Origin of the sequence: Paenibacillus haidiansis (assembly GCF_036553665.1) — a bacterium.
In the GTDB taxonomy this organism is placed as follows: domain Bacteria; phylum Bacillota; class Bacilli; order Paenibacillales; family Paenibacillaceae; genus Fontibacillus; species Fontibacillus haidiansis.
This window is the reverse complement of sequence record NZ_JAZHPZ010000004.1, coordinates 391,297-414,192: the sequence shown is the minus strand read 5'-3', so window position 1 is coordinate 414,192 and position 22,896 is coordinate 391,297. Positions and strand designations below refer to the sequence as shown.

Sequence of the window (22,896 nt, the reverse complement as noted above, 5' to 3'; positions counted from 1 at the left end):
AATTTTCGATTATATATTTACATATTTAGTGTTGACTGCTGTAAATTTCAGGATTATAATTTCATATAAATACATCGTATGCTAGATTATGGATAATTAACTCGAATTTTACGTGAAATTTGGTTTGGGGGTGATAGCCGATTGATTTCCGCCACCACGATCCGCGCAGAAATGGAAGACCACATCAAGAGAGAAGGGATAACCCTTCATCATTTCGCGGAACTTTCGGGAGTAAACGTCGGCACCCTGAGCGGAATCATCAACGGTAACCGCCCGATTTCCGTAGGACAGCTTGATCTAATCACAACAGCGATGGGATTCTCCGAAGGCTACTTCTATGATTTATACGCAGATGAATGTTTTGTTCCTACAGCTCCGCATTGGCGGCGGATGCGTCCGTTTTTATTGCGCTGCGCCGAACTTAAACGGCATGACTGTATCGAACAAGTTCTTACCCGTCTACTGGACGATTTAAAGCAGGTGGGGGGGATTTTTGAAACGGCCGAGCTCATGTTTGAGCAGGGCTGGAAAGAAGCGGCCGTTATTCTGTACGAAAGCGTAATTGAGAGCGAGAGATCCAATCATTCCGAACGTCTGGCCATGAGTTATTATAGGCTGTTTCAAATACACCAGGGTGACGGACGAAAAGGATATAAGGCAGCTATGCAGTTTCTACCTTACCGATACAGGCTTCCGGAATCTTATGCGCTTGACGGACTTTTGATGTTGGCAGAAGTGCATGCACTAAAGTTTAATTGGTCCGAGGTAGAAATTTATGTGGATGAGTTAAGGCAGTTGGCTTTAGCTTTGTATAACAAGAAGGCATGGCAAGAGAGCGATTTTAACCCTGCTCGGCCTTTGGTTTATTACTATGGAAGGGCTCTTCTTATTAAATCGGGAACTTATGAGTATCGTGGTTTATTTGAAGAATGTAAAAAGTTGATTCCGGAGTATGCTGATTTAAGTTGGTTTGAAGGACTGGACGAGGATGGGAAGGCTGAGGTCAAGCTATTAAAAATGTTTGCCCGAGCCAACTATTTATGCGTTGATATAAAAGCTGGAAATCGTTCACTTATTCCTGATTATGTCCGTTTCTTGGAAGAGCATCCGGATGAAATTATTGAGGGCCTAATCACTTTAATCGAGTCTGCAAATCGCCATCAGTTTTTTATCGATGATATTTTGACTAAATATTCTGCCGAGATCGAGGATTATAAAGAACTGGATAATAATAGCTGGTTCTCCCATGGTTCAGTTAAATCTAACTATAAGGAGTCTACCAATATTTTCAGATGTTCCGTTTTCTTCCGAAATTTTGCGTTATACCACTTCCGTAAAGGATTATACGAAGAAGGATTGGACAATATCTTATATAGCATCCTGCTATCACTGTCTCTAGGCGGGAAAGAACTAATTGTAACCAATATGGCAATCTTTGAATTACATCGGGAGTACTCTTCTGAAGCACAACGTAAAAAATATTCTGAATTTTGCAGAAAGGTGTGGGAAAATGAAAAACAAAATGTCATGGCTGGTTTCGGCTATGCTTATGCTTAGTGTAATGTTTGTTACGAGTCCGATTGCTTTGGCTGCATATAATCACGGATGGGGATAATCTCAATAAGATACGAACGAAAATGGAGTCGGAAAATAAACCGGCTCCATTTTTTTTTCGTAAAAAATGTAAATCTCTTCTTTGCAATAGCTTTCACTATGCAATATTTAGCAACTTCTCCTAAATTATTCATAGGGTGAGAGTTATGAATAATTATGAGAAAATCATACAAAGCATAGAAGTAGAGAGAAAAGAATTGAATCGGCTGGCGGCCAGATACGGCTTGCAGCATAAAAGGGTTCTTCAGCAGTCGGTGCTGCTCGATCAATTAATCAATAAATACAATAGCTTAATATACGCCAATTTGCAAAGAAAGAAGCCGATCGCCTAGCATTATCGGCTTCTTTGTATTGGGTTCAGTTCATAAGATTATTTATTTCATCCACGGGCAAATCCAGGGCGTCGGCCACTTCCTCGGGCGAGAACCCTTTGGAAATCAGCTTGCGCGCGATGTTCCTTCTTTCGGACTTTATCCCTTTTTCCAATCCTTGCTCCAATCCTTGTAAAATTCCCTTTTCCCTACCTTCTTCGATCCCTTTCTCATATCCCGCACGGGACCACGCCGGCATCAATTCCATAATAGATTCACGCTCCTCCGGAAATTGTTCGGTTAGCTCACGCAGCATTGCCTCGTCCTCAGTTGGATCGGGCACAAAATACAAATCGGCGATCGACATGACGAGCGCCAATCTGGCATCGTCCAATTTTTTTCTGAGTTGCAGAATCATACGCAGGTACGACAGCCGTATCTCCTTTTCTTCCCCTTTATTGTATCCCATTTTCGCCAGCAATGCAGCAGCCACGGGATTGTTGGAGTCCACAAACCTACGCCAGTTGCTCTGGCGAAGCTCGACTTTTAGAAATTGAAAATGCAATATCTCATGACCGGGGATAGCCATATGGAGTGAATTTCGTTCATTACGGGCGTCGTCGGCCGTAAAAATAGCGATGGGAATAATGAGCCGGTGCTCTTTCCGGTGACGCTCGAAAAGTCGCCCGAAGTAGATGAACATTCTTTCGTGAAAATCCTGTTGCCTGAAAGATTGCGGTTCAAGATGAAGGAGAATAAAAGCATCCGATTGCTTATACTTTGTTTCCAACAGTAAATCCAAAGTTCGTTTTTCTTCGCCGACAATGTCGACAAGCTGTTCCTGCATGAGAAACCGGGTCTGGCGGTAGTCCAACAGTTTGTGAAGCTCAGGGAAGAATAACTCAATAAATTCGGCGAAAAAGGTATGCAGCAGCTTCTTGAAGGCTTCGTCATGCGGGGTCACAGCTTTACCGTAACCCGATGCGGAGGGCGTTTCTTGTACCTCTTGAACTGAAATATTCATTTTTCACCTTTCCTCTCAACGTTTAAGTTATGTAAAATAAAAAAGCACACCGCGAACGCCTTCATAGGCGTAACGCGAGTGTGCTTCACTCGTGTATCGGATGATTGTAGAATTCAAATCCGGTTAATTGATGAGTCCTTCTTCCATAGCCTCAACCGCTTGGGCGGCCATATACGTTTGCAACCGGGTCAGATCGAGGGCAAGCTCCTGTTGGGTCAACCGGAACCCGTATTTGTTAAAATCATAGCGGGAGACCAACCCGTTCTCAAAGCGGACTTCCATATTGGCATAGTCCTGCTGGACCTCCGTCAGGTCTTTGGCCGCATTTTGGTAAGCCTTATATGCCGTGTTGGCATCGCTATAGGTTTTGCTGATCTTTTTGCTGAGCTCGACGCGGGTTTGTTCCGCTTGCTCCTCGGCGATTCTCGTCATCGTATCGAGATAATCTTCCTCATGCTCATTAGCGGCGCTTGTATGTTTTTCCTGCTTATTCGCGAGCACGATCGCATTCCATTTCTGCTTCATATCATAGGAATTCTCCAAAAGATCTTCCGTATCCTTACGCGTAATGGATTCCGGCGTATAAGGGATGTCTCTAAGCATAATCTCCGGATCATAGACTAGCCCAAGATCGTAGCACATTTGAATAAGGGCGAGCTGATAATTGTCGCGCAGTGTGTCGAGTTGCTCCTGCTGATCGTCGACGAGCCGCTGGGCCGCCGTGACATCTTCATTCGTCGCCATCGCTTCCCGCTGCATGACTACGGCCCGGTTGTAATCCCCGTTCAGTACCCCCAAATACTTTTCGCCCAGTTCGATTTGTTTGTCCAAAGACAGCAACTGCACGTACTGGGAAGTAATCTGCAGTTTTGCGCCGGTACGCGCTTTTTCCAGATCGATCAGCGTGTTCGATTTCTCCACACCGATTTGATCCAGCCCCAGTTCAAGCTGCTCGCGCGAGCTTTGAATTTGCTGGTTCAGCATGGAAGCGATGCCGTTATAGCCCTGCACGATTCCGTTCACCATGCCGCTGCCCGATTCGAAGGCCGGCTCAAGCCAGTCCGGCAGTTCGGTCGTTTCATCGTCAATAGACAGGCCGTATTCCTCCAAGAATTCTTCCAATGTACCGGGCAATGAACCGGAAATGTTGGGGATCCCCGCACCTTCAAGCTGTTCCCCCTGCTCCTCGAGGTTGTCTTCGTTTTGCCGGAGCGCCGTAAGCTTCATTTCCAATAGAGATAAGTTATAGGAATTATTAAGCGCCAGATCCAAAACGGTGTCCAGATCCAAATGTTTAATAGAAATCAGATTCCCCGACTCGACAAAGCTGCTTCTCAAATCCTTATCCGTTGAGGCGGCATTTCCCGATTTGGTCGTATTGTCGCTGTCCGCGGCAAACGCCGATACCGGACCGCCGGCAAGCAGGGCGAGAGACAGAGTGAATGCCGCCAGCTTCCTTTTCATGCAAATGTTCCTCCCCATAACAGTATCTTCTTCTAGTTCAACATGCTATCACACAGCTATAGTAAAAATCAAATGCTAGCCTTGTCCGCGTCGCTTGACAACCGCGCCGCGACTGGGTTACTTTAGAGTTAAAAAAATAACCGGGCAGTTAGACGGGAGGAGAGAATTACGAATGAAAGGACGCTATTCCTACTTGATCATGGCGGCGTTATTAACGCTGTCTTTAACCGCATGTTCTTCCGGAAACAACGCGGAATCAGCGGCGTCAAATGACGATTCGGTTGTTGTCGATGTCATTCAAGTAAAAAATGAACCGTTAGATACAGTATATGATTTATCCGGTACACTTCAGTCTTACGATTCTGCGGTAGTTTCGTTTCAGGCTTCCGGAGAGATCAAGCAGACTTTGGTTGAAGTCGGCGATACGGTAAAGGCCGGGGATGTACTGGCCGTGCTGGACGATGAACCGGCGAAACTGCAGTTGGCGCAAGCCGAGAGCGGCGTGGCGCAAGCGGAAGGGCAGGTCAGCGCGGCCAAGGCGGGCATCGCCCAAGCGGAAGCGCAAATCAAAACGGCGGAAGCGAATTTGTCTTCAGTGGAGAAGGGGGCTTCCCAACAGCAGCTGGCCCAGGCGGAAAATCAGGTGAAGCAGGCCGAAGACGCTTATACCAAAATGAAGGCCGACGCGGACCGCTATCAAAACTTGTATCAAGAAGGATTGATTTCGCTCAGTGATTACGAGAATTCGCAAGTTCAATTAAAAAATGTCGAGAACCAATTGGACAGCGCGAAGCAAGCCCTATCCCAACTGACCGACGGGGCGACCGAGGAACAACGCAAAATAGCCCAGTCGTCGCTGGATCAAGCCAAGTCGGGCAAGCAATCCGCTTTGGCGGCACAGTCGCAGGCGCAGGCCGGATATAAAAATGCGCTGACCGCACGGGATCAGGCCGAATTGGCCCTATCCAAAACCAAGGTGATCGCGCCGATCGACGGTACGGTTTTGCAAAATTCGGCGGTGGTCGGACAAATGGCGGGCGCTGGCGCGCAGGCCTATACGATCGGCTCGACCGAAACGCTCAAGCTGATATTGCCCGTACAGGACAGTCAAATCGCCGATTGGCAGGCAGGGCAGAAGGTTGACGTGGAATTGTCCGGCACGACCCGGACGGGAACCGTACAGCGAATTTACCCGCAAACGAATGCGGGAACCGGTACGGTCTCGGTGGAAGTCACCGTGCCTAACCCGGATAAAGACTGGATTCCGGGACAAGTCGTGAAGGCCGGCAAACAAACCGGCGGCGAAAAAGGGATTCTTGTTCCCGCGGAGGCGGTCATCAGCAACGGACAGCAACCGTATGTCTTCCGTGCTGTCGACGGCAAGGCGGTGAAGACGGTCGTCGAATTGGGCAAAGAGATTATCGGCAACCGCTTCCGGATCGTGTCCGGCTTGCAGGAGGGAGATACCATTGTTAGCGCGGGGGCCGATGCGCTGTTTGACGGCGATGCCATTAAAACCGCGGAGGATACGACTCCATGATTAACTTTTTCGTAAAAAAACGCAAAATTACGCTGTTGTTCTTCATTATGCTTATTTTGTTCGGGGTCTACAGCTTTACCGGTCTGGCACGGCAGGATATGCCCGACGCGACCGTAAGTATGGCGACGGTAACGACCATTTACCCGGGTGCGACTCCGGAAAAGGTGGAGCAATCTGTTACCAAGACGCTGGAGCAGGCGATCAAGAAGGTGGAAACGGTCGAGACCATCACCTCCACCTCGGGAAGCGGATATTCAAGCATCATCGTACAGGCGTATGATGACGCCAACTACGATGAAACCTGGGACGAGGTGCGCAAAAGCGTCCAGGATGCCGCGTCCGGTTTGCCCGAGGATGCGCTCCAGCCCGTCGTCAATGACGACTTGGTCTCCTCCTTTGTCGGCTCCTATGTCATTACCGCAGAAACGCGTGAAGAGTTGTATGCGCTGAACGATACGATGATTCAATGGCGCGACCAGATCCGTACGGTAAAAGGCGTTGCGTCCGTTGAAATCGACGGGATTCCGGATCAGGAAGTCCGGATGCAAATCGATACACAAAAGCTGCAGCAATACGGAGTCCCGTGGGAAATGGTCGTTCAGGCCGTTCAGGCCGAGACGAACCGGGTGCCGCTCGGGGATCTGAATTACGATAACCGGAATTATCAGCTGCTGGTCAAAAGCTTGGACGACGTGAATGAATTGAACAATGTCCAGATCATGAAGACGCAAAGCGGATTTCCCGTTTATTTGAAGGATATCGGTGAAGTGAAGCTGACCCAGGGCGAGGCGGATTACCTGCCTTACTATAACGGCAAGCCGGCCATTCTGATCAATGTCAACGCCCAGACGGGTTCCGACGTGCCTTCCATGGATAAGGCCATCTCGCCGAAACTGGAAGAAATGGCGAAGAACCTTCCGGCGAACGTAAAATTCTCTCCGACATTTGTCCAAGTCGACAAAGTGAACGAGATGTTCGGAGACCTGTCCAGAGAGATGATCATTGCGATTATCGCCGTTATTATCGTCTGTACGCTGGGTCTAAATTTGGTGACTTCGGCTTTCGTGGCGCTGGCGATTCCGATTTCCATCGCGCTGGGTCTGATCGCCTTGCCGCTGACCGGTGTTTCTCTGAATGAGATATCGATCGTAGGCCTGATTATCGTGCTCGGGATTCTCGTGGATGACGCCGTCGTCGTCAACGATAATATCGAACGCAGGCTGAGCGAATTGGGAGAACCGCCGTCCGTCGCTTCCGTCAAAGGGGCGCAAGAAGTGTCCGTGTCCATTTTGACGGCCACGTTGTCGACGATTTTTGCCTTTATGCCGCTGTTGTTCCTGACAGGGGACATCGGTACCTTTATCAAGCCGATTCCGATTGTCATCTCTAGTTCCATGCTGGCTTCCATGCTGATGTCGCTGACGATTATTCCGATTTTCCGCGAATGGTATGAGAAACGAAGACGCAACAAGAAAACGGGAGAACCGAAGCCGGCGGGCCTGCTGGGTAAACAAATTCAAATTGTTACAAAGGCTTATTCGGAAAAATTAATACCCAAAGTGCTGAAGCGGCCGCTGCTTACCGCTTTGGTGGGGCTGCTGATCGGTACGGCCTCCTTCGGCTTTGCGCTGCTGGCGCCGATCGACCTGTTCCCGGAAGCGGAAGAGCCGAACGTTGTCATCAACGTGGAGATGCCTGTCGGCACCTCATTCCAGGAAACGGATCGAACGATATCCGATATCGCCGCATGGGTGTCCAAACAGCCGGAAGCCGAGCTTGTCAGCCATTCCTCGGGCGGGAAGGCGCCGCAGCTGTTTTCCGATATTACGAACGTTATCGGCGCTTCGACGACGACAGGTCAAATTTCCGTCGTCGGCAAAGAGGGTCAGTTCGATTTGGATAAGACGGTGAAAGCGTGGCAGAAGGAGCTGGATCAGCAATTTCCGTCGGCCGCAATTTCCCTCCGCGTTCCAAGACTCGGTATCCCGGTCGGCGCGGCCGTATCCATACGGATTGCCGGCGAGGATTTGACGAAGCTCCAGGACCTGTCCCAACAAGTCAAGGAGAAGATCGCGCGAGTGAATGGCGCGACGGGAATTAAAGACGACTTCGGGAATGAAAGCTATACGCTGGAATTTGAAATCAATAAAGACGCGATGAACCAGCATCAGGTCGATTACGCCACTTTGACCCAGACCCTGCGTTTGATGGGGGACGGCCTGGATATCGGCGATTTTGACACCGGGGAACAGATCATCGACGTCAACCTGTATATGAAGAACAGCGATGGCGACCCGAGCGAGCTGTTCCAGCAAATCAACATTACCAATTCCCAGGGGATGCAGGTTCCATTGTCGCAGGTAGCCGAATTGAAGCCTACGTTTGCCATCCAGAAGATCCAGCACTATAATCTGGTGCGGACCGTGACGGTGGAGGCGGATGCCAACGGGAAAACGGCTACGGAATTGAACGCCGAAGTGCAGGATATCTTGAAGGATATACCGTTTCCGGAGGGCTACAGCTGGAGCCTTGGCGGCGAAACCTCCGATCAATCGGAAATCTTCGCCGATCTGGCCAGCCTGTTTGTTATCGTCATTTTCTTGATCCTGCTCTTGATTACGATTCAGTTCTACTCTTTATCGGCGCCGGTCATCATTATGACGACGGTTTATCTGGCGGCCGCGGGCGGAGTTATCGGCATCTTCATTTCCGGTTCCTCCATCGGCTTCATGAGTATCATGGGGATCATCTCGCTTGCCGGGATCGTTGTGCGGAACGGGATTGTATTGATAGAATTCATCGAAGAGTCCAGACGGGAAGGGAAGGATCTGAAAGAAGCGATCATCGCGGCTACCGCCGCGCGCTTCCGGCCGATTTTGCTCACCTCGCTGACTGCGATCATCGGCATGCTGCCGCTTGCCATTTCGGGCAGCATCCTGTTCCGGCCAATGGCGTACACGATCATCTTCGGTCTGATGTTCTCGACGATCCTGACTTTGATTGTCGTACCTTCGCTTTATATGGTTGTTGCGATTTATAAGGACAAACGTAAGGAGCGCAAAGCGAATCCGAAAGCGAAGCCTCCGGCCGATCTTCCGGGGAACCCGCTGCCGATGTAAGATAAATTTATTTGAAAGGACCGATCGCTCGTGGATAAAAGAAAAATAATCATAGAGACAGCGGTCCGGCTTTTTGCGGAAAAAGGGTATGCTTCTTTAACCGTCGACGACATCGCCAAGGCCAGCGGCATGACGAAGCCGTCCTTCTATAAATACTTTCCCGGCAAAGAGGATTTGCTGCTGGAAGCGATGACGATGTTTATTGAAGAGTTGGAAGACAAGGTTAATCATCTGTATCGTCGAACGGATATCTCGAAAAGAGACCGGATGATCGAACTGATTGTCATTTTTCTGGAAAACATCTTCAACCATCGGACATATACGCTATTGTTCGTTGTCCCGATCTTGCCGGTCTTTCAGAATAAGAAAATCCAACGGGCAACGGCGGCCATTGAACGGAAACTGTTTATCTGGATTACGGAAAGCATAGTCGATCTGTACGGTGAGCAAGTTGAAGAGAGTGCGCTGGATTTTGCCTTTATCGCCTGCAGTATTTTGCTGAGTTATACGATGATGATCGATCCGCGTCTGTCCCATGACCATTGTTACAAATTGGCGGTTTATGTGGAGCATATGGTCGGTGTACTGGTGGAAGGACTGCAAAAAAACGGCCCGAATGTGCCGCTCCTGTTTGACCCTCCTTCCTGGCTGATGGAATGCCCGGAGGATATTTCTCCGATTTCGAAATCGCGCCAGCTGTTGCGATCGTTCCGCAATATGGAATTGGCCGTGCAGCATGATTCATCCTTGACCGAGAGGGAAAAGGAGGATTATCTGGAGGCAATCTTGAAGATGAAAACGGAGACGAGCGACGCTCCGGGGAAAAGCATCGTATTCAAAGCTTTGTTATGTTATCTGGAACAGCTAGACCTTCTTCGTGAAGAGTGCGCGCAGATCAAAGCGATTATTGAATCCTAAACCACAAGCTCCCGTCCGTATTTTACGGCGGGAGCTTGTTTTGTCATTGACCCCGAATCAGTTTGTCTTGGACTTGTTGTAAATGTCGAAGGCGACGGCGAGGAGAAGGACCAATCCTTTGATTCCTTGCTGCCAGTCGACGCCGAGCCCGATAAGGGACATGCCGTTATTCATTACGCCCATAACGAGACCGCCGATAATCGCGCCGAACACCGTGCCGATCCCGCCGGAGGCCGAGGCCCCGCCGATAAAGCAAGCGGCGATCGCGTCAAGCTCGAAGTTTGTGCCCGCCTTCGGCGTGGCCGAATTCAGCCGGGCTGCGAAGATCAGGCCCGAGAGCGCGGCGAGTGCGCCCATATTAACGAATACCCAGAACGAGACTCTTTTCGTTTTTACCCCGGACAGCTGGGCGGCCTTTTCGTTGCCGCCAAGCGCGTAAATATGGCGTCCGGCGATCATCCGGTTCATCACGAACGAATAGATGACGACTAGTACGAACAGGATGACCAGGATGTTCGGAAATCCGTTATACGTGGCGAGCACGAAGGTCAGCAGGTTGATGACCGCCACCAGACAGGCGATCTTGGCGATAAAGATCCAAATGGGAGCGACTTCAAACCGGTATTTGACCTGGGTACTCCGTTCTCTCCATTCCTGCCAAATGACCAGCAGAGAGAGAACGATGCCAAGTACGATGGTCAGGACATGGATGCTGCCGCCGCCGAACCAGTCGGGAACAAATCCGGAGCTGATTTTTTGAAACGATTTGGGAAAAGGCGCAATCGACTGGCCGCCCAGCACGATCATCGTAAGGCCGCGGAATAACAGCATGCCGGCCAGGGTGACGATAAATGCCGGGATTTTCACATAGGCCACCCAGAAGCCCTGCCAAGCTCCGATCAACGCGCCGATCAAGAGACACAAAATGACCGCGAGAAAAGGCGGCATTTGCATTTCCACCATCATGATCGCGGCTAAAGCGCCGATAAAGGCGGCGATCGAGCCGACGGACAGATCGATATGCCCAGTGATGATCACGAGCACCATCCCGATCGCCAGAACGAGAATATAGCTGTTTTGCAGGATCAGGTTGGTGATATTGAGCGGCTTGAGCAGAATGCCGTCCGTCAAAATTTGAAATAAAACCGTGATAAACACCAAAGCGATGATCATGCCGTACTGCCGGATATTTTTTCTGAACAACTCGCTTACTGCTTGCATCTTTCGTTACCCCCTGCCACGTGTCATAGATTTCATCAGCACCTCTTGCGAGGCCTCCTCGCGCTTCACTTCACCGGTGATCCGGCCTTCGCTCATCACGTAGATCCGGTCGCACATCCCAAGGATTTCGGGCAGCTCGGAAGAGATGAACAGAATGCCTTTTCCCTCGTCCGCCAACTGATTCACGATAGAGTAAATTTCGTATTTGGCCCCGACATCGATGCCGCGCGTCGGCTCGTCGAGAATGAGAATTTCCGGCTGCGCGTAGATCCATTTGCTCAAGACGACCTTCTGCTGATTGCCGCCGCTCAAATTGACCGTTTTTTGCAAAATGCTCGGGGTCTTGATATTCAACTTGCGGCGGAAGTCCTCCGCGACAAGCACTTCTTCCTTCCCGTTGACGACTCCCCGCCGCGACAGCTGGCCGAGACTCGCCAGTGAAATATTCCATTTGATATCATTCATCAGCACCAGACCGTACTGTTTGCGGTCTTCGGTGACATAGGCGATCCCGTGGCGGATAGCCGCGGCGATATCGGTCAGGTGAACCTCCTTGCCGTGCAGCATCACCTTCCCTTTAAGGTGTTTGCCGTACGAGCGGCCGAACAGGCTCATCGCCAGCTCCGTTCTGCCCGCGCCCATCAGTCCGGCGATGCCTACGATCTCGCCCCGGCGGATATGAAGGTTGATGTCTTCCAGCACTTTGCGGTCTTCCTGCTGCGGATGCCGGACCTCCCAGCCTTCCACCTCAAAGATGATCTCACCGATATTCGGCGTGCGCTCCGGGTACCGCTGCGTTAAATCGCGGCCGACCATGCCTTTGATAATCACGTCTTCCGTAACCTGGTCCTCTTTCATGTTTAAAGTTTGAATCGTCTTTCCGTCCCGCAGGATCGTGATCGAATCGGCCACTTTCTCAATTTCATTCAGCTTATGGGAAATGATAATCGAGGCGATGCCTTGGTTCTTTAACTCCAGGATCAGCCGGAGCAAATTTTCGCTGTCGGTTTCATTGAGCGCGGAAGTCGGCTCGTCCAGGATAAGCAGCTTGACCCTCTTGGACAGCGCCTTGGCGATTTCCACCAGCTGCTGCTTGCCGACGCCGAGCTCGAGTACCGGAGTCGTGGGGGATTCCCGCAGGCCGACCCGCTGCAGCAATTCCTTCGTTTTAATCCTCGTTTCATGCCAATGGATGATGCCGTGTTTTGCCTGCTCGTTGCCGAGAAAAATGTTTTCCGCGATCGACAAATAGGGGATCAAGGCCAGCTCCTGGTGGATGATGACGATTCCGAGGTCCTCGCTTTGCTTGATATCCTTGAATTCGCAGACTTGCCCTTGAAAAATAATATCGCCCTCATAGCTGCCATGAGGGTAAACCCCGCTCAGCACTTTCATGAGCGTGGATTTACCGGCTCCGTTCTCGCCGCAGAGCGCGTGGATTTCGCCTTCTTTGACTTGGAGATTCACATTTTCGAGCGCCTTGACGCCGGGAAACGTCTTGGTAATTCCCCTCATCTCCAGAATGTACTGACTCATATTTCATCACCGAGCCTTTCATTACGCTTTAAGCCTTCGTCTTGCTTTCCCGTTCGGGCCAAAAGGAGACGGCGGCGGTACGACCGCCGCCATCGCCTGCGCCTATATTTGCCCCGATATCTACACTTAAAGGCCGAGATCTTCCTTGGTGTAATAGCCGCTGTCGACCAATAGGCTTTCCACGTTGTCCTTATCGACCGATTTCGGTTCCAGCAGGTAGGAAGGCACTACTTTGACACCGTTGTCGTATGTTTCCGTGTCGTTCACTTCCGCTTCCGTGCCTTCGAGAACGCTTCTCGCCATCCCGACCGCCTTTTTCGCCAGCTCCCGCGTATCCTTGAACACGGTTTGCGTTTGTTCCCCGGCAAGGATCGATTTGATCGACGCCAGCTCCGCGTCCTGCCCGGTCACGATCGGCAGCGGCTTGTCGCCGGAGCCATAGCCGACGCCTTTGAGCGAAGAGAGGATGCCGATGCTGATTCCGTCATACGGAGACAGGACGGCATCGACATTTTCCGTAGCGTAATGCGCGCTCAGCAGATTATCCATCCGCGCTTGAGCGGTCGCGCCGTCCCAACGGAGCGTGGCGACCTGTTCCATCGTCGTCTGATTGCTGCGCACGACGAGCTTGCCGGAGTCAATATACGGCTTAAGCACGGACATGGCGCCGTCGAAGAAGAAGTAGGCGTTGTTGTCATCCGGCGAACCGCCGAACAATTCGATGTTGAACGGGCCTTTGCCGTCCTTAAGTCTGAGCTTATCTTCGATGTAGGAGGCCTGTTGGACGCCGACCTTGAAGTTATCGAAGGTGGCGTAATAATCAACATATTCGCTGTTCATGATCAGCCGGTCATAAGCGATCACCTTGATGCCCTGATCATGGGCCTTTTGCAGCACATCGGTCAGCGCCGCTCCGTCGATGGAGGCGATAACCAGAATTTTTACGCCCTTGGTGATCATGTTTTCGATTTGCGAGACCTGGTTCTCGACCACATCTTCTCCATATTGGAGATCGGTTCCGTAACCGAGGCTCTCGAATTCCTTGACCATGTTGTTGCCGTCGTTCACCCAGCGCTCCGATGATTTCGTGGGCATCGCGATGCCGACCGTCCCTTTTTCCCCGCTTGAAGCGGAACCTCCGCCGCCATTGCCGCCGCAAGCGGTCAAAGCGATCAGCAGCGCGCCGGCCAGCAGCATTGCCGCAAATTTTTTCATTGCACTCAGCCCCCCGTTAGATAGATATCCGCATTAATTGAATGCGTTTTCATTTCCTGCAAGACCGAGTATACCAGCGGACCTGCCGGGGCGTATTTAGAATGGTTTTACTCTTTTTATAAAAATCAAACCTTTCACAGCGCGCTTCCAAAATGTTACGAATGCAAAAAAAGACCGCTTGTGCACCTTCGGGATGCAGGACAAACGGTCCAAATGATTATTCCACCTCGCTCAACACGCCTTTACGGTATTGCAAGGGGGAGACCCCGGTAGCCCGTTTGAAGGCGGTACTGAAATAGTGCTGGGTTTCGTATCCGACCCGCCCGGCGATGTCGTGCATCGGCCAATCCGTTGCATGGAGAAGCTGGACGGCCTTGCGGATGCGAATCTGCGTCAGATAGCCGTTGAATGAAATTCCCAGCTCCTGTTTGATCATCCGGCTCAAATAAACCGGGGAGGTTTGCAGTTCCCGGGCGATGGATTCCAGCGTCAGCCCGCAATCGGAATAGTGCTCCAGCATATATTCCTTGGCCCTGCGCACCAGAGGGGAAACCGGCGTCTCTTTCAAAACGGCGGATTTGCATTGGCGGTAAACCGCCGGGATGCCCGCCAGATCAGAGCCTCCTTCAAGCAGCTCCAAATCGACCGCCATCTTCAGGCAGCTTCGCACCATCGGGCCGATCCGGTGAAAGCCGGATTCCGCTTCGCGCGAATGGCTCCAGAGCAGCACGACGATAAAGCTGAACGGATCGCGGAAGATGATCTTCGGAAAAGGGGCGAGCAGCTCGGCGGCGATATTTTCAATCGCGAACAGGTAGAGCTGGCGCTCGCTTTCCTTCGCAAACGGCTGCGGTGCCGAGGGGGCAGCGCTCACCCGCAGGCGGATGACGCCGAGCAGGGAGGGAGGGGAAGAGGGCAGCTTCAGGAACTTCAGCTGCTCCTCGATCTCCTCCTCCGTCATATTGCCGTCTATCCACTCCTGGCAAAACCGCTCGCGCAGCAGCGGGTAGCTGCGCTCGATCTGCTTCGAAGCCGTCTCCAGCCGGAGCTGCTGGACCGCTTCGGACTCAAGCTCGTCCCGCACCTGGCAAAGCACCTTTTCGAGCTGCGCGGGATTGGCCGGCTTTAGGATATAATCCTTGACCTGATAGCGGATCGCTTTTTGGGCATAAGCGAACTCGTCATGCCCGGTAATGATGATGATTTTGCAATCGGGCAGCCGCTCGCGGATTTCCTTCATCAAGCCGATGCCGTCCAGGATCGGCATGTTCAAATCGACGAGCAGAATGTGCACCGAATGCTGGAGTGCCAGCTCCAGCGCTTCTTCGCCGTCTTCCGCCTCAGCAGCGACCTCAAGCCGCAGCTTGGCCCAATCCACGCTGTCGCGAATGCCCTCGCGGATAATGGCTTCATCATCGGCAATGAGTACTTTATATTTTGACTCCCGGGGGTTTTCGATTTTATTCATGATCGTTCAGCTCCCATCGCTCGCGGATAGTTCCGGATTATCGGATGTATCACCGTCACAACAGTGCCTTGTCCTTCCCGGCTTTGCACCGTCAGTCCGTATCTGTTTCCGAAGTTCAGCTCGATCCTCGCCTGTACATTCAGCATTCCGTAGCCTTTGCCTTCTTCAGCTTTAGGCTCAGTCCCCAAGGGAATCGCTGCTCCTTCCCGCGGACTTGCCGCTTCAGCCAGCGCCTTTTGCAGCGCGGCCAATCGTTCCGGCGTCATGCCCTTGCCGTCGTCGCGGATAGTCAGAACGAGATCGCCGTCCCGGTTAGCGGCGTGAATCTCGACCTTTCCGGGGCCGCGCCGTTCCTTGATGCCATGATAGATGGCATTCTCGACGATCGGCTGCAATATCAACTTCAACACGTACACGTTTTGGATGTCCGGATCGACCTCGATCGAATAATCCAGCTTGTTCTGATAACGGACATACTGAATTTGCAAATAGCTGCGGACATGTTCGATTTCATCGTTTAGCGGGATGATGTCATTCCCCTTGCTGAGTCCGATCCGGAACAGCTTGGAGAGCGACTCCGCCATCTCGGCGATATCCTCGGCCCCTTTCCGGCGGGCCATCCAGTGGATCGTATCCAGCGTATTATAGAGAAAATGCGGCTTGATGTGGGCTTGCAGGCTGCGCAGCTCCGCTTCGCGCTTCTGCCGTTCCTGCAGCTCCGTCAGCGAGATCAGCCGGTTGATTTGCTGCAGCATCGCATTGAACCGCCGGCCGAGCATGCCGATTTCATCCGCCCGGTCGCCCCAGTGCCGGATCGTAAGATCGCCGGACTGGGCCTTTTGCATGAAGGACATCAACTGTCCGATCGGCCTTGAGATCGAGTGCGCCAAATAGAAGGACGCGGTCATGCCAAGAAGGCAGACGATGAACACGAAACTGACGACGAAAAAACGAATTTCCCGCATTTCGGCCGCCGACTCCGCCATCGAAAAGACGCCGACGGTCGTCCAGCCGGTAAACGGCGACTTCCGGTAAATGAACTGCAGATCCCGTCCGTCCGCCTTACGGGAAAACGTTCCGGCGGCGTCCCGGTCCAGCCAGTCCGGCGGAATCCGCTCAATGTACGGCTCGGGCGGGGCGTAGATTTGTTCGCCGCTGTCGTCCAGAATCGTCAGGTAGCCTGTCTTGCCCAGTCTGACATCCTGGGCCTTTTCGGCGATCACTCGCAATTTAAGATCGATCAGCACGGCGCCTTGCGCCTGTCCGGTATCGGGGTCGAGAATCGCCCGCACGACGGATACCACCTCGCTGTCCTTGTAACTGACATGCGTCGTGACATTGCGCCGGGACGGATGGCCGACGATTTTGAAGATACCTTTGTTGCGGACCGCTTCTTGATACCAGCTTTCCTGGGTCAGATTTCGCGAAGTACGGGCGTACATTTCATTGCTGATATATTCCCCGCGATGATTCACCACAAGAATGCCGGCGACTTCCGAATGGAGGGTCGTAAAGCCTTGCAAAAATTTGCGGATTTCGTAGTGGTCCAGCCCGCTCTCGTTATCCGGCTCGGCAGGGGCTTTGCCCTCGCCGGCCAAGAAATCCTCCACATCCGGGTTGAACGAAATAAAATAGGTGATATTCTGCAAATTCTCGACATAGGTCTCCAACGATTCGTTGACCTTGCCGATCAATTGCAGGGTATTGTCCGTAACCTGGCGTTCAATGACCCGGTCCACCGTCCAATTGATGAGAAATCCGAGGCCGATCGAAGGAAGAATGCTGATGAGCAAGAAATGAATAATCAGCTTGTAGCGGATCGGCAAATTGTTGAGCGACATTCGCGCCAGTCCCGTAACTCTTTTATTTGGCATAATAATCATCCACATTGCTTGCCGTCACGACGGTGATTCCCGTATCGGCCCGGCGCGGAATCGGGGAGGAGCCGGGGATTTGCGCCGTATTCGGGTTATGCTGGAGCGCAAACAAATACTGAAGCGACCAGTATCCCATATTCCAGGTGCCCTGGGCCATGGTCGCGGAAATATCGCCGCTTTTGACGAGATCGAGCGTGCCCTTGTCGGTGTCGAAGCTGATGATTTTCGGGCGGGCGCCGTCTTTGTTTTCCCGCACCGCTTCCGCCACGCCGATGCCGCCGTTCGCTTCGGTCGCAAAAATACCGGCGATGCCGGGGTAGTCGGCCAAAATCTCTTCCGTCGATTGCTTGGAGACTACTTGATCGCCTTTGCCGTTCTTGACGGTAACGACCTTCATCTCGGGATAATCCAGCCGGATTGTCTCCAGAAAGCCGTCGGTCCGCTCTTGATGATTCTGTTGGTACGGGGTGGTTACGACCGCAATCTGTCCGTGTTCGCCGGTCAATTCGGCCATATGGCGCGCCGCCTTAACCCCGGCGTTGTAATTGTCCGTTCCGAGAAACGAGTAGGCTTTGCTGGCGGGCGCGTCGGAATCGAACAGCACGATCGGGATTCCGGCCTCCACCGCCTTGTCGATCGTGGCGTTCAGATCGAGCGGATGAAGCGCTGAGATCGCGATCCCGGCAGGTTTTTTGGCGATCACCTGTTCCAGCACCGTAATCTGCTCATTGATATCGCGCTGCGTGCCGCCCCGGTATTCGACGGAAACGTTCAGCGCCTGAGCGGCATCCTCGAAGCCTTTCAGACTGCTTTTCCAATAATCGATCCCCATCTGGAAAGTAACCATGACATATTTTTCGCCGATTTCGCCGCGCAAGCCCCCGGTATTCCACTGCTCGTTTAATTGGGTTTCCGACCGGTAATCCAGGACATAAATAAGAAAACAGCCGATCAGCAGCAGATAGACGATCCACAGCTTTTTCATCTTGTAACCCCTTTCAAAAAGGAAGACAACTGCGTTTTAAGTTTTCAGCAACATCATACTATGTTTTGTTATACCGGGGAATATCTTTGATCGGGGGTTAGCGGCGTCACAATATCGACATCTTAAATTGTGATAAGTTGAATTTACGGTTAATGATGTTCCAAAACTGAAATTCAAGCAGCCTATAATGGAGATGAGACTATGTTCGACATTTTGCAGGAGAAAATCAAGCATTTGTTTCCCGGATACTTCTCGATGGTTATGGCTACGGGGGCGCTATCCATCGGAATGTACCTGCTGGGGATTCCGGTCATTCCGCTGCTGTTGCTGTATATTAACACAGGGATTTATGTGGTGCTCTGGATTTTGACGATCGTTCGCCTCGTCAAATATTTCAGGAGGGTGATGGAGGACCTGACCAGCCATACCTTGGGTCCCGGCTTTTTTACCTTTACCGCGGGAACCTGCGTGTATGGCAGCCAATGGGTCGTTGTGGGCCATAAGCCGGCTATAGCTACGGGGTTATGGGGCATCGGCATTTTGCTGTGGGTATTGATTATGTACACTTTCTTTACGGCCGTGACCGTAAGAAAAGAAAAGCCCTCATTGGTTGAGGGCATCAACGGGGCTTGGCTGATCGCGGCGGTGGCGACTCAATCCGTGTCCACGCTGGGCACATTGGTGTCTCCCGAGATCGGATCCGGACGGGAAGTCGTTCTGTTTTTCACCTTATGCATGTACTTGTTGGGCTGTATGCTCTACTTAAATATCATCACGCTCATCTTCTACCGGTTTACCTTTTTGAAACTGAAATTTTCGGCCATGACTCCGCCTTATTGGATCAATATGGGAGCGGTGGCGATCACCACGCTGGCGGGCTCGACGTTGATGCTGCATGCGGAGGAATGGCCGTTTCTGCAGGAGATCATGCCTTTTTTAAAGGGTTTTACCTTGTTTTTCTGGATCACGGGCACTTGGTGGATTCCGCTGCTCTTTATCCTCACGATTTGGAGGTACGTCTATCACCATTATCCGCTGACCTATGATCCCCAGCTATGGGGGATGTCGTTTCCGCTGGCTATGTATACGACCAGCACTTATCAGTTATCGCAAGCGATAGGCTTGCCCTTTCTGGTCGTCATTCCGAAGGTCATGGTCATTATAGCTTTTGTGGTATGGGTATCCGTGCTGTCGGGTTTCGTCGGTCATCAGTTCGCATCTTTCCGGATTACAGCTAAGAAGACTGGCTGATCTTCTTGTATTCGTTCGGCGTGATGCCGACGACCCGCTTGAACAGCTTGTTGAAATAAGCGGGATCGGGGTATCCGACCTCGCTGCCCACTTCATGGATCTTCATTTCGTTGGAATGCGTCAAGAGCTGCTTGGCCCGCTTGATGCGGATTTCGATCATATAATCGGTGATCGTCATACCGGTTTCATGCTTGAACAATTTGCTCAGGTAACTTGGGGTCAAATATACCATGCTGGCCAAGTGAACCAGCTCGGCGGGCTGGTCGTAATGCTCGGCAATCCACTTTTTGACGATCTCCACCGATTTGCCACCTTGACCGAGCCGGGCGGAACGGATTTGCTGCAGCGCCTTGGAGAACTCGTCCAGAAACCGGTCTTTCAGCTCGTCGAATGTCAGACAGGCCGCAAGCTCCTCTTCCATCTGTTTCATATACGCGGAGTCAAAGATTTTGCCCCATTCCGGAAGCTCGGCCCCGGGGGCTTCCATGACCAGTCGGCATAAGAGAAGCAGGGACTCGCGGGAAGCCCGGACTTGACGCAGCTCGTCAAACAGCAGTTCCAGACGGTGTGACGACTGCTGCAGGTTCAGTACCTGCATCGGCTGAATCAGCCCTTCCCGGGCGCCGGAGAATAGCTCGACGACCTGCGGTTCTTGCCCGAAGTCCTCGCGGTTATAGATATGGCAGCTCCAGGATTCGGAACCGTACATACCGCGATCGCAAGCCCGTTTCGCCTCGGCGTAGGCCCGGCTAAGCGAAGCGGGATCGCCGTATCCCGGGCTTGCGCCGACCTGAACGATGCCGGGATGAGGGAATTGCCGCAGGCGGTCGGCGAGCGCCGCTATATCTCCGGGCTCCGGCGGATTCTCGTAATAGCAAACCAGCACAATGCCCGTATCGCCCGTATCCACGGTGTCGAACCGGTTGTCGGGCTGCCGGTGAAGCAGGCCGACGCTGGACCGCAGCGCCTCCGTATCGCTTCCTTTCAGCACCATGACCGCAAAGCAAGGCAACGGTAAAGTCAGCTCGGGCAGCTTGGGGCAAAGGGAGGGTTCGCTTTTTAAGTAAGATACGAGCAGCCCGGAACGAAGCTGCCGCCTTTTCCCCAGACTGGCTTCCCTTTCCTGCTCCAGATCATGCAGCAGGCTGAAAAGCTGCTTTTTATTGATCGGCTTCAGCAAATAATCGACCGCGGAATACCTGAGCGCCTGCCGGGCATATTCGAAATCGGTAAACCCACTCATGATGATGCAGCGGATGTCCGGCCTGCGCCGTTTCAACTCTCCGATCAACTCCAGCCCGTCGACTAAAGGCATCCGGATATCGGTAACGACAACATCGATTTCCGAAGTGTCTATAAAGTCGAGAGCTTCTTGTCCGTTGGCGAAAGTGCCGGCGATGAAGAAGCGGTCACTTTCCTTGCCGATCATCTTCGCCAACCCTTCGCGTATCGTGGTTTCATCATCGACAATGGCGATTCGCAGCATGATCTTTCCCCCCTAACACTGACCTCGGTATAATCCTCGCGCCGGCGATGCGGCGCTATTGTTGATCATCTCCTTTATAAAGCCCGGAAATCCGCAAAACAACCGTCGTTCCTTCTCCGGGTTCGCTGCCCACCGTCAGGCCGGAGTTTTCCCCGTAATGCAGCCGTACCCGCTCGTTCACATTTCGCAAGCCGATGCCGAATTTATCCGTCTTGCCGTCTTTCAGGCTCATATTCAGCGAAGCCAGTGTTTCTTCATCCATTCCGACTCCGTTGTCATGAATGGAAAAGATGACGTCATCCCGCTCATTCCAGGCTTCGATAGTGATATTCCCCGACTCCGTCTGCTTCTCCAGCCCGTGGAAAATGGCATTTTCCACAATCGGCTGAAATATTAGCTTGATAATCGGCAGCGGATAATAGGTTTCCGGAACGAGAATGCGGTAACCGATTTTGCCGGGGAAGCGGATTTGCAGGAGCTGCAAATAGTTCTCCACATGCGCGAGTTCCCGCTCCACCGTGACGATCTCGTCGCTGCGGGTAATGCTGTACCGCAGCAGAAGCCCGAGCAGATACGTAAGCTCCGCTACGCGGTCGTCATCGTTCAGCTCGGCCAGCATGCGGATCGATTCCAGCGTGTTGTATATGAAATGCGGATTGATCTGGTTTTGCAGGGCCAGCATATCCGCCTTTTGCTTGCTTTTTTCCGTTTCGTAGACCTCTTGGAGGAGGTCTTGGATGCGCCCGATCATCCGGTTAAAATGGCTGCCGAGCATCCCGATTTCATCGTTGTATTTGACGCTTACCTGAACGTCCAGCTTGCCGCGCTGCACTTGCTTCATCAGCTGGACGGTCCGTTTCAGCGGCTTGGTCAGCGCATATGAAATGATGATGGCGACCAGCAGGGCGAAGGCGAGGATGGACAGCGTCATGATCATCATCGCGTCGCGGGACTGCTTCATCGGGGCGAGCAATTCCTTCAGCGGAATCGTGACCAGCGTCTTCCAGCCCGTATTTTCCGAGACGGAGTATACCGCGATATAAGGCTCTCCGCCGATATTCAGCCGGAAGTTGCCTCGGAGCCCGTTCGAGGCTCCCGTCAACAGAGGGCTGCCGGTCAAATCCTTGCCCAACTGCTCCGGATCGTTGTTAAAGACCACCTTCCCGTGCTCGTCGACGATCAGGGTGTCTCCATGGGTGACGGTGTTCAACGGCTGAATGATACCGTCGAACAACCGTATATCCACATCGATGACGATCATCCCGATATCCTGGAGCGTACTGATCGATTGGATGGAGCGCATCACAGTAAATACCTGGCGCTGCTCTAATCCGTTGGCGCGGACCGGATGCGTGCCTTCAAGCACCGGAGCGACCCCGGCTTTCCGGGTTTGCTCCTGCCACTCGCCAAGTCTCTCATAGGGATACAATTCGTTGAGTTCGGGTTTGTTATAATAAAAAATCGTGCCGTAATGATCGGTCATATATACCGCGGAAATTTCTTCTTTCGTATTCGCCAGATACATCAGAAACATATTGATCGCCGCATTCTTATCCCAATCGGTTCCCTGCTGATCCAGAAATTTCTGGACATCCTTGTTATAAAGGGGAAGAATCGTATACCGCTTGAGGTCGGCGATGTACTGGTCCACTTTGTCCATTGCGTTGTCAGCCATGAGGCCGGCCGAAGCGGTGGTGCTGGAGAGCACGGAATTGGAGTTGGCGCGATAGGACGAATAACTGACATAGGTGATCGGCAGCGTGATCAAAAATATGAAAATGATGACCAACTTTTTTTGCATGGACAAATTGGCGAATAATGTCCACGATTTGCGAAAGAAATATAGAATCCGTTTGATCAAGGAAAC

Annotated in this window: 16 protein-coding genes; 6 read left to right on the top strand and 10 right to left on the bottom strand. The window is 52.1% G+C overall.

What is annotated here, in order from left to right:
- Nucleotides 1-141: 141 nt before the first annotated feature.
- Together V3851_RS11420 and V3851_RS11415 are read left to right on the top strand one after the other, a co-directional pair.
- Nucleotides 142-1,557 carry a helix-turn-helix domain-containing protein gene (locus V3851_RS11420; RefSeq protein WP_331846653.1) on the top strand — a complete coding sequence of 472 codons (1,416 nt, stop codon included), beginning with the start codon at nucleotides 142-144 and terminating at the stop codon, nucleotides 1,555-1,557.
- A gap of 203 nt (nucleotides 1,558-1,760) precedes the next feature.
- The gene (locus V3851_RS11415) at nucleotides 1,761-1,946 is read left to right on the top strand and encodes an aspartyl-phosphate phosphatase Spo0E family protein (protein WP_331846652.1); all 186 of its coding nucleotides are present in this window, start codon (nucleotides 1,761-1,763) and stop codon (nucleotides 1,944-1,946) included.
- Nucleotides 1,947-1,971: 25 nt separating this feature from the next.
- On the opposite strand, the gene V3851_RS11410 is transcribed toward V3851_RS11415, so the two are convergent.
- Nucleotides 1,972-2,949: an Rpn family recombination-promoting nuclease/putative transposase gene (locus V3851_RS11410; protein WP_331846651.1), complete on the bottom strand. Its 978-nt coding sequence runs from the start codon at nucleotides 2,947-2,949 to the stop codon at nucleotides 1,972-1,974.
- Between the two features lie 123 nt (nucleotides 2,950-3,072).
- Nucleotides 3,073-4,413 (bottom strand): TolC family protein, encoded by a 1,341-nt coding sequence (locus V3851_RS11405; protein ID WP_331846650.1) that lies wholly within the window; start codon nucleotides 4,411-4,413, stop codon nucleotides 3,073-3,075.
- 172 nt (nucleotides 4,414-4,585) lie between these two features.
- On the opposite strand from V3851_RS11405, the gene V3851_RS11400 reads away from it, so the two are divergent.
- Genes V3851_RS11400 through V3851_RS11390 form a run of 3 tightly spaced genes read left to right on the top strand, consistent with a single transcriptional unit; the run spans nucleotide 4,586 to nucleotide 9,990 of the window.
- Complete coding sequence (locus V3851_RS11400) at nucleotides 4,586-5,953, top strand: efflux RND transporter periplasmic adaptor subunit (RefSeq protein ID WP_331846649.1); 1,368 nt, start codon at nucleotides 4,586-4,588, stop codon at nucleotides 5,951-5,953.
- Nucleotides 5,950-9,072 (top strand): efflux RND transporter permease subunit, encoded by a 3,123-nt coding sequence (locus V3851_RS11395; protein WP_331846648.1) that lies wholly within the window; start codon nucleotides 5,950-5,952, stop codon nucleotides 9,070-9,072. Before V3851_RS11400 ends, V3851_RS11395 begins: the two co-directional genes overlap by 4 nt.
- A gap of 30 nt (nucleotides 9,073-9,102) precedes the next feature.
- Nucleotides 9,103-9,990, top strand: a complete 888-nt coding sequence (locus tag V3851_RS11390) for a TetR/AcrR family transcriptional regulator (protein ID WP_331846647.1) — start codon at nucleotides 9,103-9,105, stop codon at nucleotides 9,988-9,990.
- Nucleotides 9,991-10,047: 57 nt separating this feature from the next.
- On the opposite strand, the gene mmsB is transcribed toward V3851_RS11390, so the two are convergent.
- The 6 genes from mmsB to V3851_RS11360 all read right to left on the bottom strand — a co-directional run bounded on the left by mmsB (nucleotide 10,048) and on the right by V3851_RS11360 (nucleotide 18,292).
- A complete protein-coding gene (gene mmsB, locus V3851_RS11385) occupies nucleotides 10,048-11,211 on the bottom strand; it encodes a multiple monosaccharide ABC transporter permease (RefSeq protein ID WP_331846646.1) in 1,164 nt (387 codons plus the stop codon).
- 6 nt (nucleotides 11,212-11,217) lie between these two features.
- A complete protein-coding gene (gene mmsA, locus V3851_RS11380) occupies nucleotides 11,218-12,747 on the bottom strand; it encodes a multiple monosaccharide ABC transporter ATP-binding protein (protein WP_331846645.1) in 1,530 nt (509 codons plus the stop codon).
- 126 nt (nucleotides 12,748-12,873) lie between these two features.
- A complete protein-coding gene (chvE, locus tag V3851_RS11375; RefSeq protein ID WP_331846644.1) occupies nucleotides 12,874-13,962 on the bottom strand; it encodes a multiple monosaccharide ABC transporter substrate-binding protein in 1,089 nt (362 codons plus the stop codon).
- A 217-nt stretch (nucleotides 13,963-14,179) separates the two neighbouring features.
- Nucleotides 14,180-15,430 carry a response regulator gene (locus V3851_RS11370; RefSeq protein WP_331846643.1) on the bottom strand — a complete coding sequence of 417 codons (1,251 nt, stop codon included), beginning with the start codon at nucleotides 15,428-15,430 and terminating at the stop codon, nucleotides 14,180-14,182.
- Nucleotides 15,427-17,313: a cache domain-containing sensor histidine kinase gene (locus V3851_RS11365; protein WP_331846642.1), complete on the bottom strand. Its 1,887-nt coding sequence runs from the start codon at nucleotides 17,311-17,313 to the stop codon at nucleotides 15,427-15,429. Before V3851_RS11365 ends, V3851_RS11370 begins: the two co-directional genes overlap by 4 nt.
- The gene (locus tag V3851_RS11360) at nucleotides 17,294-18,292 is read right to left on the bottom strand and encodes a substrate-binding domain-containing protein (RefSeq protein WP_331846641.1); all 999 of its coding nucleotides are present in this window, start codon (nucleotides 18,290-18,292) and stop codon (nucleotides 17,294-17,296) included. The genes V3851_RS11365 and V3851_RS11360 overlap by 20 nt, the downstream gene beginning before the upstream one ends.
- 201 nt (nucleotides 18,293-18,493) lie before the next feature.
- On the opposite strand from V3851_RS11360, the gene V3851_RS11355 reads away from it, so the two are divergent.
- Nucleotides 18,494-19,543 (top strand): tellurite resistance/C4-dicarboxylate transporter family protein, encoded by a 1,050-nt coding sequence (locus tag V3851_RS11355; protein ID WP_331846640.1) that lies wholly within the window; start codon nucleotides 18,494-18,496, stop codon nucleotides 19,541-19,543.
- Here the strand turns inward: V3851_RS11355 and V3851_RS11350 are convergent.
- Entirely contained in the window at nucleotides 19,527-21,029 is a 1,503-nt protein-coding gene (locus tag V3851_RS11350) for a response regulator (protein WP_331846639.1), read from the bottom strand. The two genes, V3851_RS11355 and V3851_RS11350, sit on opposite strands and share 17 nt — an antisense overlap.
- A 55-nt stretch (nucleotides 21,030-21,084) precedes the next feature.
- Complete coding sequence (locus tag V3851_RS11345) at nucleotides 21,085-22,890, bottom strand: cache domain-containing sensor histidine kinase (protein WP_331846638.1); 1,806 nt, start codon at nucleotides 22,888-22,890, stop codon at nucleotides 21,085-21,087.
- Between the last annotated feature and the right edge of the window lie 6 nt (nucleotides 22,891-22,896).

Coding starts and splice junctions, on each gene's coding strand:
- V3851_RS11415 (WP_331846652.1), top strand. CDS start 1,761: ATGAATAATTATGAGAAAATCATACAAAGCATAGAAGTAGAGAGAAAA.
- V3851_RS11410 (WP_331846651.1), bottom strand. CDS start 2,949: ATGAATATTTCAGTTCAAGAGGTACAAGAAACGCCCTCCGCATCGGGT.
- V3851_RS11405 (WP_331846650.1), bottom strand. CDS start 4,413: ATGAAAAGGAAGCTGGCGGCATTCACTCTGTCTCTCGCCCTGCTTGCC.
- V3851_RS11400 (WP_331846649.1), top strand. CDS start 4,586: ATGAAAGGACGCTATTCCTACTTGATCATGGCGGCGTTATTAACGCTG.
- V3851_RS11395 (WP_331846648.1), top strand. CDS start 5,950: ATGATTAACTTTTTCGTAAAAAAACGCAAAATTACGCTGTTGTTCTTC.
- mmsB (WP_331846646.1), bottom strand. CDS start 11,211: ATGCAAGCAGTAAGCGAGTTGTTCAGAAAAAATATCCGGCAGTACGGC.
- mmsA (WP_331846645.1), bottom strand. CDS start 12,747: ATGAGTCAGTACATTCTGGAGATGAGGGGAATTACCAAGACGTTTCCC.
- chvE (WP_331846644.1), bottom strand. CDS start 13,962: ATGAAAAAATTTGCGGCAATGCTGCTGGCCGGCGCGCTGCTGATCGCT.
- V3851_RS11370 (WP_331846643.1), bottom strand. CDS start 15,430: ATGAATAAAATCGAAAACCCCCGGGAGTCAAAATATAAAGTACTCATT.
- V3851_RS11365 (WP_331846642.1), bottom strand. CDS start 17,313: ATGATTATTATGCCAAATAAAAGAGTTACGGGACTGGCGCGAATGTCG.
- V3851_RS11360 (WP_331846641.1), bottom strand. CDS start 18,292: ATGAAAAAGCTGTGGATCGTCTATCTGCTGCTGATCGGCTGTTTTCTT.
- V3851_RS11355 (WP_331846640.1), top strand. CDS start 18,494: ATGTTCGACATTTTGCAGGAGAAAATCAAGCATTTGTTTCCCGGATAC.
- V3851_RS11350 (WP_331846639.1), bottom strand. CDS start 21,029: ATGCTGCGAATCGCCATTGTCGATGATGAAACCACGATACGCGAAGGG.